This window comes from Streptococcus sp. 27098_8_74 (assembly GCF_041431705.1).
In the GTDB taxonomy this organism is placed as follows: Bacteria; Bacillota; Bacilli; order Lactobacillales; family Streptococcaceae; genus Streptococcus; species Streptococcus salivarius_E.
Window position 1 is genome coordinate 149,886 of sequence record NZ_JAPVYF010000001.1, and the last position, 12,619, is coordinate 162,504.

General features: G+C 40.5%; 13 protein-coding genes. 12 read left to right on the forward strand and 1 reads right to left on the reverse strand.

Going from position 1 to position 12,619, the window contains the following annotated elements; translation table 11 throughout:
• Window positions 1–57: 57 nt before the first annotated feature.
• The 8 genes from O3670_RS00770 to rpsU all read left to right on the forward strand — a co-directional run bounded on the left by O3670_RS00770 (window position 58) and on the right by rpsU (window position 8,062).
• Complete coding sequence (locus tag O3670_RS00770) at window positions 58–684, forward strand: hypothetical protein (protein ID WP_021143782.1); 627 nt, start codon at window positions 58–60, stop codon at window positions 682–684.
• On the forward strand, window positions 674–2,665 hold the full coding sequence (uvrB, locus tag O3670_RS00775; protein ID WP_021143783.1) for an excinuclease ABC subunit UvrB: 1,992 nt from the start codon (window positions 674–676) through the stop codon (window positions 2,663–2,665). The genes O3670_RS00770 and uvrB overlap by 11 nt, the downstream gene beginning before the upstream one ends.
• 515 nt (window positions 2,666–3,180) lie before the next feature.
• Window positions 3,181–3,645, forward strand: a complete 465-nt coding sequence (locus O3670_RS00780) for an 8-oxo-dGTP diphosphatase (protein WP_037611855.1) — start codon at window positions 3,181–3,183, stop codon at window positions 3,643–3,645.
• Window positions 3,646–3,860: 215 nt separating this feature from the next.
• Complete coding sequence (locus tag O3670_RS00785) at window positions 3,861–4,673, forward strand: transporter substrate-binding domain-containing protein (RefSeq protein WP_064521014.1); 813 nt, start codon at window positions 3,861–3,863, stop codon at window positions 4,671–4,673.
• Between the two features lie 11 nt (window positions 4,674–4,684).
• Window positions 4,685–5,482 (forward strand): transporter substrate-binding domain-containing protein, encoded by a 798-nt coding sequence (locus tag O3670_RS00790; protein WP_175063032.1) that lies wholly within the window; start codon window positions 4,685–4,687, stop codon window positions 5,480–5,482.
• A 243-nt stretch (window positions 5,483–5,725) separates the two neighbouring features.
• The gene (locus O3670_RS00795) at window positions 5,726–6,835 is read left to right on the forward strand and encodes an aminotransferase (protein ID WP_371595674.1); all 1,110 of its coding nucleotides are present in this window, start codon (window positions 5,726–5,728) and stop codon (window positions 6,833–6,835) included.
• Window positions 6,836–6,896: 61 nt separating this feature from the next.
• On the forward strand, window positions 6,897–7,691 hold the full coding sequence (locus tag O3670_RS00800; protein ID WP_037602915.1) for an ABC transporter substrate-binding protein: 795 nt from the start codon (window positions 6,897–6,899) through the stop codon (window positions 7,689–7,691).
• A 194-nt stretch (window positions 7,692–7,885) separates the two neighbouring features.
• The gene (gene rpsU, locus O3670_RS00805) at window positions 7,886–8,062 is read left to right on the forward strand and encodes a 30S ribosomal protein S21 (RefSeq protein WP_002884573.1); all 177 of its coding nucleotides are present in this window, start codon (window positions 7,886–7,888) and stop codon (window positions 8,060–8,062) included.
• Between the two features lie 157 nt (window positions 8,063–8,219).
• Here the strand turns inward: rpsU and mscL are convergent, their stop codons facing one another.
• Window positions 8,220–8,600, reverse strand: a complete 381-nt coding sequence (gene mscL, locus O3670_RS00810) for a large conductance mechanosensitive channel protein MscL (RefSeq protein ID WP_371482483.1) — start codon at window positions 8,598–8,600, stop codon at window positions 8,220–8,222.
• Window positions 8,601–8,762: 162 nt separating this feature from the next.
• Here mscL and dnaG point away from each other — a divergent pair, with 162 nt between their 5' ends.
• From dnaG to O3670_RS00830, 4 genes are all read left to right on the forward strand, one after another.
• A complete protein-coding gene (gene dnaG / locus O3670_RS00815) occupies window positions 8,763–10,574 on the forward strand; it encodes a DNA primase (RefSeq protein WP_195950523.1) in 1,812 nt (603 codons plus the stop codon).
• Between the two features lie 3 nt (window positions 10,575–10,577).
• Window positions 10,578–11,687, forward strand: coding sequence for an RNA polymerase sigma factor RpoD (rpoD, locus tag O3670_RS00820; protein WP_002884252.1), 1,110 nt, complete (start codon window positions 10,578–10,580; stop codon window positions 11,685–11,687).
• Between the two features lie 53 nt (window positions 11,688–11,740).
• Window positions 11,741–12,076: a metal-sulfur cluster assembly factor gene (locus tag O3670_RS00825; protein ID WP_002884757.1), complete on the forward strand. Its 336-nt coding sequence runs from the start codon at window positions 11,741–11,743 to the stop codon at window positions 12,074–12,076.
• A 10-nt stretch (window positions 12,077–12,086) separates the two neighbouring features.
• Window positions 12,087–12,619, forward strand: a 533-nt coding sequence (locus O3670_RS00830) for a glycosyltransferase family 2 protein (RefSeq protein WP_371595675.1), incomplete at its 3' end; no start/stop codon positions are given.

Below are 12,619 nucleotides of genomic sequence, written 5' to 3' on the forward strand. Positions count from 1 at the left end.
AAGACTCGGTCTTTTTACTTCTGTGTTAAAATAGAAGAAACACATGGAGGAGACAATATGATAGTTAAGCTTGATAGGGTCATGTTGAAATTGAAAATAGTCGTTGGCCTTATATTTTCTGTCTTGTCTTTATGGATTCTTTGTCCTGAGCTCATTAGAGGTTCTCTTCGTGACAATCCAGTCAAGCAGTTCCTTGCTGTCATTGTTTTATTTTGGCTTTTATTATCCATTGTTCACCTCATAGACGGTATCGTAAATCTCAAAGGTCATGGAAAGCTCTTGGAACTGGATGACAATTCCTTGACCTACTATGGCCAAGCATTTGGACGGAAAACTTTTGACATTCCCTTATCCGAGATTGAATTTGTCAAGAAAGCTTGGACAACACGGATGGAGGATATTGGACGCTCTTCGACAGTGAGATATTCTTTGAAACGCATCGAGCATGTCTTCGACTATGATGCCGAGGTTGATGATAAAAAGAGATATCAAGTGTTGCTTATCTTCTTCAAAAATGGTGAGACAGCTGTTACCTATGACAAAAAACTTGGTCATCAATCACGGAAGAAACGTGCCTATGTCGCTAAGATGCGAATGATTCAAATTCCGCTTACAAGTGGGGAAATCTTCTCCGACCAAGAGATGAATGATTACATAAATGAAAGGAAAAAGAATGATAGATAGAAAAGAAGATAACCAATTCCATTTGGTTTCTAAATATGAACCTTCTGGGGACCAACCTCAGGCCATCGAAGCCTTGGTGGACAATATTGAAGGTGGTGAGAAGGCTCAAATTCTAAAGGGAGCGACTGGGACAGGTAAGACTTATACCATGAGTCAGGTCATCCAGCGCGTCAATAAACCAACCTTGGTTATCGCCCACAATAAAACTTTGGCAGGTCAGCTTTATGGTGAGTTCAAGGAATTCTTCCCAGACAATGCTGTAGAATACTTCGTTTCCTACTATGATTTCTATCAGCCAGAGGCCTATGTACCGTCATCGGATACCTATATCGAAAAAGATAGCTCTGTAAATGATGAAATTGATAAGCTTCGTCACTCAGCGACATCGGCCCTCCTTGAGCGTAATGATGTTATCGTTGTGGCTTCCGTTTCTTGTATTTACGGTTTGGGTTCGCCCAAAGAATATGCCGATTCAGCGGTCAGCCTTCGACCAGGCCAAGAGATTTCTCGAGATAAGTTACTAAATGACCTAGTTGATATCCAGTTTGAGCGAAATGACATTGATTTCCAACGTGGGAAATTCCGTGTACGCGGTGATGTAGTCGAGATTTTCCCTGCCAGCCGCGATGAACACGCCTTTCGTGTGGAATTTTTCGGTGATGAGATTGACCGCATCTGTGAGATTGAGAGCTTGACAGGACGCAATCTCGGCGAGGTTGAGCACCTTGTTCTTTTCCCGGCGACTCACTTTATGACCAATGAAGAGCATATGGAAGAAGCCATCAAGAATATTATGGAAGAGATGGAAGCCCAGGTTAAGCAATTTGAAGCTGAGGGTAAGCTCATCGAGGCTCAACGTATCCGCCAGAGGACTGAATACGATGTTGAAATGCTTCGTGAAATGGGCTACACCAATGGTGTTGAAAACTACTCACGACACATGGATGGACGTAAAGAAGGCGAGCCACCGTTCACCTTGCTTGATTTCTTCCCAGAAGATTTCCTTATCATGATTGATGAAAGTCACATGACCATGGGTCAGATTAAGGGAATGTATAACGGGGACCAGGCCCGTAAGAAGATGTTGGTTGATTACGGTTTCCGTTTGCCATCAGCGCTTGATAACCGTCCACTTCGACGTGAAGAATTTGAGAGTCATGTTCATCAGATTGTCTATGTGTCTGCCACTCCAGGGGACTATGAGATGGAGCAAACTGAGACTGTCGTTGAGCAAATCATCCGTCCGACAGGGCTTCTTGATCCAGAAGTCGAAGTGCGTCCAACTATGGGACAAATGGATGACCTCCTTGGTGAGATCAATGCCCGAACTGAAAAAGGCGAGCGTGTCTTTGTAACCACTTTGACTAAGAAGATGGCTGAAGACTTGACTGACTATCTCAAGGAAATGGGTGTCAAGGTTAAATACATGCACTCTGACATTAAGACTTTGGAACGTACGGAGATTATCCGTGACTTGCGTCTAGGTGTCTTTGATGTTCTTATCGGGATTAACCTTCTTCGTGAAGGGATTGACGTTCCTGAGGTTAGTCTGGTTGCTATTTTGGATGCGGATAAGGAAGGCTTCCTTCGTAACGAACGTGGACTTATCCAAACAATCGGACGTGCTGCCCGAAATAGTGAGGGGCACGTTATCATGTATGCGGATAAGATTACAGAGTCTATGCAGAAGGCCATGGATGAAACAGCTCGTCGTCGTGAAATCCAGATGGCCTATAATAAGGAGCATGGCATTGTTCCACAAACGATTAAGAAAGAAATTCGTGACCTTATTTCGATTACCAAGGCTAATGAAGCAGAAGTGGCAGAGGATACTGTGGACTACAGTGCCATGAACAAGAAAGAACGCCAAGAAGCCATCAAGAAACTTCAAAAACAAATGCATGAAGCAGCAGAACTACTTGACTTTGAATTGGCGGCTCAAATCCGTGATATGGTGCTAGAACTGAAGAGTATGGATTAGAAATACTGGACGTTAGGTTGATGCTTTAGCAAGATGAACTTTCAAAAAAGGAGGCAACATTGAATTCAAGTTGGTTTAAGACAATCTGTCTTTTTATACCAGGTTTTGTTATTTCTTTTCTGATTTATGTTTATTTCCCTACCTTATTTTGAAGTGGTATATTGTTTCCGTTTGAGCTTAACTTTCTTATCTGGTTCCTCTTACTTCTTGCCCATAAGGATCAGATTGCCTATAAGCATCAGAGAAAAATTGCAGCTTTTATTGGTTTAAATTTTAACCTTATTGTATTTCTGTTGCATGCTATGGTAGGTATAAGTGATATGAATGAAGAGAATCCGCGAATTATTTTTGAGCCCTTGTGGATGATAAAAAGAGAACTTGTTTGGATACCAATATTTGGTTATATATTGTTTATGGCTTTCTATGCTTCTATTTATCTGCATTTGCGACATCGAGAGTCGATTAAAAACTAATTGTTAAGATTTTATTTGACTACTTACTAGAAAGGACTATCTATGTCACGTTCACAAGCTACTATTCTGACCAACATGTGTCTCATCGAAGATGGTCATGGAAATATTGTCATGCAAATTCGCGATCCCAAGCGTTATTACTGGTCGGGAGCAGCCCTACCCGGTGGCCATATCGAAGCACATGAAGGTCTGGTAGAATCAGTTATCCGTGAGGTTAAAGAAGAAACTGGCTTGACCATCAAAAACCCTAAATTAGTTGGTATGAAGCATTTTTACACGACAGATGATGAGCGTTATCTAGTATTCCTTTATAGAACTTCGGATTTTGAAGGAAAAATCCATTCAACAGAAGAAGGCGAAGTTCGCTGGGTTGCTAGAGAGGATGTTCCTAAGATGGACTTGGCTTATGACATGATTAATCTCCTTCGTGTCTTTGAAAAAGACAATCTCTCAGAACTTTTCTATCGGGAGCGACTCGAAAATGACTTTATCCGAGAATTTTGGTAATAATATGAACTATTTATTCAAATGAATGAATAGTTTTTTTGTCGTTAAAATCAGATAGAAGAGCTTTAAATAAGCATTTTTTAGATTTTGTAATGACGATAAAATTAATAAAAATGAAAATTTTAATCAATAAAAGTTCATTTTTTCATTGACAAATGCATAATAATACATTATTATACTTACATAAGTTAATAAATATAGAAAAGAGATTGATTATGAAAACATGGAAAAAACTTTTGTTGGGATTTGCAGGGATCTTTGCTTTGACGACTTTAGCAGCTTGTTCTTCGTCGAAGGACACTTTGGAAAAGGTACAAGATAAAGGAACTTTGACAGTTGCTCTTAATCCACACTTTGCTCCTTTTGAATTCAAGACAATCCAAAATGGTAAGGATACGATTGTTGGGGCAGATGTCGAAATTGCTAAGGCTATTGCAGATGAGCTTGGTGTAAAAGTCAAATTTTCTGAAATGTCTTTTGATAATGTCTTAGCCAATGTTCAATCTGGTAAGGCAGACATCGCCATTTCCGGAATATCAGCCACTGAAGAACGTCAGAAAATCTTTGATTTCTCAGATACCTACTATGAGTCTGAAACGGTTCTTGTTGTCAAAAAAGATGCGACGGGAACTTACAAACAAACCGGTGATTTTGCTAAAAAATCTGTAGCCGTTCAAAAAGGTTCTATTCAAGAAAATATCGCCAAAGCCAACTTGTCAGATGCTAATGTGGTATCCTTGGCACAACCTGGTGAAGCTATCAATGAATTGAAATCTGGTCAAGTTGAAGGAGTGGTTCTTGAAAAAGCCATTGCACAAGGTTATGTAGACCAAAACAGTGACTTAGCTGTGTCAGACATTACGCTCAAGTCTGATTCAAAAGATGCCTATGCCGTCGCAATGCCTAAAGGAAGCGATAAGCTAAAAGCAAAGGTTAATAAGGTTATCGCTAAACTCAAAAAAGAAGGTAAGATTGACAGCTATGTTCAAGATGCCTATACTCTTTCACTTAAGAGTTCTACTAAATAAGGGGTTATCATATGAAGAAATTTTGGTTTATCTTTACAGCTCTAGTCGCTACCTGCTTTCTAGTTGCTTGTAGCGGAAGTCAGGGAGTAAGTCCCAAAACGATTAAGGAAAAGAAGAAAATTGTCGTGGCAACAGAATCTGAATTTGCGCCTTTTGAGTTCAAATCGTTGGTTAACGGCAAAGATACGCTAGTTGGAGCAGATATCGAGTTGGCCAAAGCTATCGGTGAAAAACTCGGTGTAAAGGTTGAATTTTCCGTGATGTCTTTTGATAATGTTCTTGCTAACGTGCAAAGTGGTAAAGCCGATATCGCCATTGCAGGGATTTCGGTGACAGACGAACGTAAGAAGGTTTATGATTTTTCAGACAGCTACTATACGTCAGAAAATGTAGTGATTGTCAAAAAAGACAAGGTAAATGACTACACTAGCACTGATAGTCTCGCAAAACAAACGGTCGGTACGCAAAAAGGGTCTGTTCAAGAAACAGTTGCTAAGAAACAAATCCCTAAGGCAAGTGTGGTATCACTGGCTTCAAATGGTGAAATGATTAACGAACTCAAGTCAGGACAGCTTCAAGCAGTTGTACTCGAGAAGGCCATTGCAGAAGGTTATATCGCTCAAAATGATGATTTAACCCTTGCCAACTTTAATCTCAAGTCAGATGGCACAGATGCTTATGCCGTCGCAACACGTAAAGGTTCAGATGACTTGCTTAAAGAAATCAATGCCGTCATCAAAGAGACTAAGGACTCTGGGAAATTTGACCAATGGTTGAAAGAAGCATCAACCTACAAACAAAGTAAGTAAATTTAAAACTCCCGAGCACCTGAAACGAGCATGTTTCAGGTGCTTTCATCAACAGTGAAAAGTCTTGTTTGGTCCTCGCTTTATTCACTTAAGGGGAGTCTCCAAAAATTCTTAAATCTAAATGGGGAATACCCCATTTTTTATTGAATTCTCTGCTAAAAACAGTTATTATCAAAGTAGGTAAGTCTGTTCAAATAGACAAATGACATCGTATAGAGTGCTTAAGAAAAGCAAGGAGAAACTATGAAGCTACCACGTTTTGGTGTTGAAGAATGGCTTAATGTCCATGAAAAATCTGCCATATATGATATCGCAGGAGTTTCAATTAAGGCCCTCACAATGGAAGAATTATTTGACCTGTCAGGCCTTGATAAGGATGCCTTTTTTGCCCAACTTCTAAAGAAAAAGATGGATTACGGCTGGATTGAGGGGTCACCAGAGTTCAAAACTCAAGTGGCTAGCTTATACAAGAACATGCCGGTTGATAATATCCTCCAAACCAATGGGGCTACAGGAGCGACGATGCTAGCCCTTTATGCGCTTATTGAGCCTGAGGACCATGTCATCTCCATGTATCCAACTTATCAACAGCTCTATGACATTCCTAAGTCACTAGGAGCAGAAGTGGATCTCTGGGAAGTTGAGGAGGACAAGGGCTGGTTGCCTGATTTGGAGCAACTACGTCGTCTGATTCGTCCCAATACCAAGATGATTTGCATTAACAATGCTAATAATCCGACCGGTGCCCTTATGGATGCTGCTTACCTTGAGGACCTAGTGGCTATCGCCAAAGAAGTGGGTGCCTATATCTTCTCAGATGAGGTCTATCGCAGTTTTGACCAGCCTGCACCTTCTATTGTTGATTTATATGAAAAGGGAATTGCGGTCAACAGTCTTTCAAAGACCTATTCGATTCCTGGTATTCGAGTTGGTTGGGTAGCTTCTAATACTGAGGTGGCAGACATTCTGCGGGACTACCGCGATTACACAATGATTTGTGCGGGTGTCTTTGATGATATGGTGGCTACCCTTGTCTTGGAAAATAAAGAAGCCATCCTAGAGCGTAATCGTCAGATTGTAGAGGAAAATCTAGCTCTTATGGATGAATGGATTGCCAAGGAACCTAAGGCTAGCTGGATTCGTCCTGCCCGTGTGTCAACTTCCTTCGTCAAATTAGATGTCAATCGTCCTATCGAAGATTTTGCCTTAGAGCTTCTTCAAGACTATGGTGTTCTTGTGGTTCCGGGTAACCGTTTTGACAAGGAGTCACATGTCCGCATCGGTTATTGCTGTGACAAGGAAGTTCTTCAAAAAGGCTTGGAAAAACTGTCGCAATTTCTTAATAAATGTTGACAATACCACTAATTTTAAGTAAAATAAACGAGCAAAAATTATATTTATACAGGAGTTTCTTATGAAAAAACTATTCCTTGGAGCTATGGCTCTCCTTGCTGCTGTTACTTTGGTAGCTTGTGGGTCAAAAAAAGATGCTTACGAATCTATTAAAGAAAATAAAAAACTTGTCGTAGCAGTTAGCCCAGACTATGCACCGTTTGAGTTCAAAACTTTGGTCGACGGTAAAGACCAAGTTGTTGGTTCAGACATCAAGTTGGCACAAGCTATCGCTGATGAACTTGGGGTAAAACTCGAAGTAACAACAATGAGCTTCGATAATGTCCTTTCAAGTCTTCAATCAGGTAAAGCTGATCTCGCTATCTCAGGTATCTCAGTAACAGCTGAACGTAAGAAAACTTTCGATTTCTCAGATCCTTACTACGAAACACAAAATGCTATCATCGTTCGTAAAGATCAAGAATCAACTTACTCAAGCCTAGATGCTTTCAAAGGTAAAAAAGTTGCTGTTCAAAAAGGTACCATTGAAGAAGGTCTTGCTAAGAAACAATTGAAAGATTCAACAGTCGTATCACTTACAGCAATGGGTGAAGCCATTAACGAAGTTAAATCTGGCCAAGTTGATGCTGTTGACCTTGAAAAACCAGTAGCAGAAGGTTACGTGGCACAAAATCCAGATTTGGCTTTGGCAAGTGTTGCCCTCAAAGTTGACGATGGTGATGCTAAAGCTGTCGCTATGGCTAAAGGTAATGACAAATTGAAAGAAGCAGTAAACAAGGTTATCAAGAAATTGAAAGATAATGGTACTTATGACGAGTACATCAAGGATGCTTCTAAATACACAGCAGTTGAATAAAAGAGTAACTAGAGGGTGTTCCCTCTAGTTTTTTTGTATGGCAAATCATCTGATGAATCATTATGAAATATAGAAAATAGGGATGATGTCAAAAATTCTCAAACTTAAAAGATATTTCTTGACAGAAAAAGACGAGTCTTGTATACTTGAATAGAACGTGTAAAATGTTACATTATCTTGAGGAGGTGAATTCAATGTCAAAAACAGTAGTACGTAAAAACGAATCACTTGACGACGCTCTTCGTCGTTTCAAACGTTCTGTGACTAAAGCTGGTACTCTTCAAGAGGCTCGTAAACGTGAACATTACGAAAAACCTTCTGTAAAACGTAAACGTAAATCAGAGGCAGCTCGCAAACGTAAAAAATTCTAATTAAGAATGAAATTAACAGAGAAAAGCTTGAGTTTACTCAAGTTTTTTCTTTTTCCTAGTATAGATAAACAGTTGGTATTCGCGAGATATAAAAAATAAGACGTCTGATAGTTCAGGCGTCTTAAGTTTCATATGTCTTTAGTTGAACAAATAAAAATTATTTGTTTGCAAGAAGATCGCGGATTTCAGCAAGCAATTCTTCTTGTGATGGACCTGCTGCTTCAGCAGCATCCTCAGCTTCTTTATTGCTAAGAGCTGTTGCTTTGCTAGCAGCTTTAACAACGAAGAAGAGAGTAGTACCAACGATGATGAAGTTGATAACTGCGCTCAAGAAGCTACCGTATGCGATACCGTTCCATGACAATTTAGAAAGGTTCTCAACGTTAGCGGCCTTAACAACTGGGTTAAGGATAAGTGGTGTGATGATATCACCAACAAGTGAAGTGATAATAGCGTTGAAAGCAGCCCCCATAACAACGGCTACAGCAAGATCAAGGACGTTACCCTTGAACAAAAAGTCTTTAAGTTCTTTAATCATTTTGACAATAAATCCTTTCTTTTATTTACTTTTAATAGTTTATCCGATTTTGTAAATCTTGACAAGAGATTTGCTCATGAAAAATTGATTTTATTTTACTTTCATTTTTCATCGTGTTATAATTAGGGGTAATGCAATTATGGTAAGATAGGGGGCGATTAGATGGTGATTGATAAAGCTTTAATAGAAGATATTAAGAGCAGTACCAACATCGTCGACGTGATTGGCGAAGTTGTCAGTCTTAATCGTGCAGGTCGCAATTACCTAGGTCTCTGCCCCTTCCATAAGGAGAAAACCCCCTCATTTAATGTTATTGAGGACAGACAGTTTTACCATTGTTTTGGTTGCGGAAAGTCTGGGGATGTCTTTAAATTTTTAGAGGAATACCGTCAGATTTCTTTCCAAGAAAGTGTCAAGGTTCTGGCAGACCGCTTAGGTATTGCAGTTACGATAGACGCACCAAGACAGGCTCAGCAGCAGAATTCTCCTAATCAAGCTTTCTATGATCTTCATGAGGATGCGCTGAAGTTTTATCACGCTGTTCTGATGACGACCAAGATAGGAGAAGCAGCGCGTGCCTACCTCTATGAGCGTGGTATGACTGACGATTTACTTAAGACCTTCCAGATTGGTCTAGCCCCTGACGAACCAGATTATCTCTATCAGTCTGTATCAAAAAAATATGACGAAGAGGTGCTGACAGAATCAGGTCTTTTTAATCTTTCTGAAAGTAATCGTCTTTTCGATACTTTTAAAAATCGAATTATGTTTCCACTCAAAAATGAGTTTGGAAAGACCATCGGTTTTTCAGGGCGTGTTTGGACTAAGGGAGATATTGAAAAAGGACAAGCCAAGTACAAAAATACAAGGGCTACCCGTATTTTCAATAAATCCTATGAACTCTACCACCTCGATCAGGCTAAGCCAGTCATTCAGAAGACCCATGAGGTCTATCTGATGGAGGGGTTCATGGATGTCATTGCTGCCTATAGGGCTGGGCATATTAATGCTGTGGCTTCTATGGGGACGGCCTTGACCCCTGAACATGTCAATCGTCTGCGTAAACTCACCAAGAAAATTGTTCTGACCTATGATGGTGATAAGGCTGGGCAAAATGCGATTGCCAAGTCTCTTGAGCTTTTATCGGATTTTCAAGTCGATATTGTTAAAATTCCAGACAATATGGACCCTGATGAATATCTACAGAAAACATCCGAAGAGGCTTTGGGGAAACTCTTGGTCGAGTCCCGCATTTCAGATGTGGAATTTTGGATTGGACAGCTCAAGCCTGCTAATGTAGACAATCTTCAAGCAGAGATTGCCTATGTAGAGCAGATTGCTAAGATTATTGCCAAGTCACCTTCTGTGACGGCACAAAATTCTTACATTTCTAAGGTGGCTGACCTTTTGCCTGACTTTGATTTTTTCCAAGTCGAGCAAGCGGTCAATAATGAACGATTGACCATTAGGAATCAGCAGACGGCTCAATTATCGGCTGCTAGTAATAGTGCTTATGAGTCTTCAGCGTCAGGATTCAGAGGGACGGTCAAACTACCTTCTACACCTAAGATTACAGGTCTTCGTCGGGCGGAAAATCAACTCTTCCATCGTATGCTTAATCATCCTATGATTTTGAATGACTATCGCATGAGAGAGGAGTTTTTCTTCCAAACGCCTGAGTTAGAGGAGCTTTATCATATTCTGAAACAAGATGGTCAGATTGATACCGTAGCTTTATCTCTACTTTCTCAAGAGGTGCAAACAGCCTATTATCAGGTTTTAGAGGAGATTTTACCACCTGAAACAAGTCTTGAAGAAGTTCAGGCTATCGAAGAGCGTAGAAATCATTTTTTGAGGGAACAGGACTTTCGTAAGCAAAGTAAACAAATAAGAGAATCAAGTAACCACGGTGATGTGGATGCAGCGGTGGAAGCTCTGCAGATGCTCATCGCCCAAAAACGAGATATGGAGTAACACATGGCAAAGAAAAAACAAAATACAGCATTTAACGTTCAAGTCGCTGATTTCATTCGTAACCACAAAAAAGCTGGTACAGCAATTGATGATGAAGTCACAGAAAAACTTGTTATCCCATTTGTTCTTGATGCTGATGGGATTGATGACCTTTTGGAACGTTTGACAGACGGTGGTATCTCTATCACTGATAAGGACGGAAATCCTTCATCTAAATATGTTGTTGAAGCCCCAAAACCAGAAGAGTTGACAGACGAGGAGCTTCTTGGTTCAAATTCAGCTAAGGTCAATGACCCTGTTCGTATGTACCTCAAAGAGATTGGGGTAGTGCCTCTCTTGAGTAACGAAGAGGAAAAAGAATTGGCTATCGCTGTTGAAAATGGTGACTTGGAAGCTAAACAACGTTTGGCAGAAGCCAACCTTCGTTTGGTAGTCTCAATCGCTAAACGCTATGTGGGACGTGGTATGCAGTTCTTGGACTTGATTCAAGAAGGTAACATGGGGCTTATGAAAGCCGTTGATAAATTTGACTACTCTAAAGGTTTCAAATTCTCAACTTATGCGACATGGTGGATCCGTCAAGCAATCACTCGTGCTATCGCAGACCAAGCACGTACCATCCGTATCCCAGTTCACATGGTTGAAACTATTAATAAATTGGTGCGTGAGCAACGTAACCTCTTGCAAGAGTTGGGACAAGATCCAACTCCTGAGCAAATCGCTGAACGTATGGATATGACTCCAGATAAGGTTCGTGAGATCCTTAAGATTGCTCAAGAGCCAGTTTCTCTTGAAACACCTATCGGTGAAGAAGATGATAGCCATTTGGGTGACTTTATCGAGGATGAAGTTATTGAAAATCCAGTAGATTACACAACTCGTGTGGTTCTTCGTGAACAATTGGATGAAGTGCTTGATACCCTCACAGACCGTGAAGAAAATGTTCTTCGTCTCCGTTTCGGTCTTGATGATGGGAAGATGCGTACTTTGGAAGATGTTGGTAAAGTCTTCAACGTTACTCGTGAACGTATTCGTCAGATTGAAGCTAAAGCCCTTCGTAAATTGCGCCACCCAAGCCGTAGTAAACAACTTAAAGACTTTATTGAAGACTAAGATGGTAAATGGAAGGGGCCTGATAATTAGGCCCTGATTTTGGAGGAAAAGCTATGTCTGAAGTAAAATACACTGAAGCAGAAATTGAAAAAATCAAGGATCGTATCTTGGAAGCTTTAGAAATGGTTATTGACCCTGAGTTGGGGATTGATATTGTCAACCTTGGCCTTATTTACGATATCCGTTTCCAGCAAGATGGCTATACTGAAATTGATATGACCTTGACGACTATGGGATGTCCCTTGGCAGACCTTTTGACAGACCAAATTTATGACGCTATGAAAGAAGTACCAGAGGTCACTAAGACAGAGGTTAAATTGGTCTGGACACCAGCATGGACTATCGAAAAGATGAGCCGCTATGCCCGTATCGCCCTAGGTATTCGTTAGGAGAAATCTTATGAAAACACTGGCTATCGTTGTTCCTTGTTATAACGAGGAAGAGACTATTCATCCTTTTTTAGAGGCTTGTCAGGCAGTTGAACGACAAATGGCCAATCAGTTGACATTCAACTATTACTTTGTCAATGATGGTTCAAAAGATCGCACTTTGGAAGTTCTGAGACAGGTTTCAAAGCAATTTGAGAATGTTCACTATCTCTCTTTCTCTCGTAATTTTGGGAAGGAAGCAGGCTTACTTGCAGGACTTGAAGCAGCCCAAGGTGACTACGTCACAGTTATGGATGCCGATCTTCAAGATCCGCCTGAACTGCTCATCGAGATGTATGCCAAAATCCAAGAAGGTTACGACGTTGTGGGGACACGACGTGCTGACCGCAAGGGTGAGCCACCTATTCGTTCACTCTTTGCTAAGGCCTTCTATTGGTTGATAAATAAAATTTCTGATACCGAAATGGTGGATGGGGCACGTGATTTCCGCTTGATGACTCGTCAAGTCGTTGATGCCATCCTTGAGCTCAAGGAAGTGAATCG

What these genes read in the sequence shown, in the direction of transcription:
- dnaG (WP_195950523.1), top strand. Translation starts at nt 8,763, where the DNA reads ATGGTGATTGATAAAGCTTTAATAGAAGATATTAAGAGCAGTACCAAC.
- O3670_RS00770 (WP_021143782.1), top strand. Translation starts at nt 58, where the DNA reads ATGATAGTTAAGCTTGATAGGGTCATGTTGAAATTGAAAATAGTCGTT.
- O3670_RS00785 (WP_064521014.1), top strand. Translation starts at nt 3,861, where the DNA reads ATGAAAACATGGAAAAAACTTTTGTTGGGATTTGCAGGGATCTTTGCT.
- O3670_RS00790 (WP_175063032.1), top strand. Translation starts at nt 4,685, where the DNA reads ATGAAGAAATTTTGGTTTATCTTTACAGCTCTAGTCGCTACCTGCTTT.
- O3670_RS00800 (WP_037602915.1), top strand. Translation starts at nt 6,897, where the DNA reads ATGAAAAAACTATTCCTTGGAGCTATGGCTCTCCTTGCTGCTGTTACT.
- rpoD (WP_002884252.1), top strand. Translation starts at nt 10,578, where the DNA reads ATGGCAAAGAAAAAACAAAATACAGCATTTAACGTTCAAGTCGCTGAT.
- mscL (WP_371482483.1), bottom strand. Translation starts at nt 8,600, where the DNA reads ATGATTAAAGAACTTAAAGACTTTTTGTTCAAGGGTAACGTCCTTGAT.
- uvrB (WP_021143783.1), top strand. Translation starts at nt 674, where the DNA reads ATGATAGATAGAAAAGAAGATAACCAATTCCATTTGGTTTCTAAATAT.
- rpsU (WP_002884573.1), top strand. Translation starts at nt 7,886, where the DNA reads ATGTCAAAAACAGTAGTACGTAAAAACGAATCACTTGACGACGCTCTT.
- O3670_RS00780 (WP_037611855.1), top strand. Translation starts at nt 3,181, where the DNA reads ATGTCACGTTCACAAGCTACTATTCTGACCAACATGTGTCTCATCGAA.
- O3670_RS00825 (WP_002884757.1), top strand. Translation starts at nt 11,741, where the DNA reads ATGTCTGAAGTAAAATACACTGAAGCAGAAATTGAAAAAATCAAGGAT.
- O3670_RS00795 (WP_371595674.1), top strand. Translation starts at nt 5,726, where the DNA reads ATGAAGCTACCACGTTTTGGTGTTGAAGAATGGCTTAATGTCCATGAA.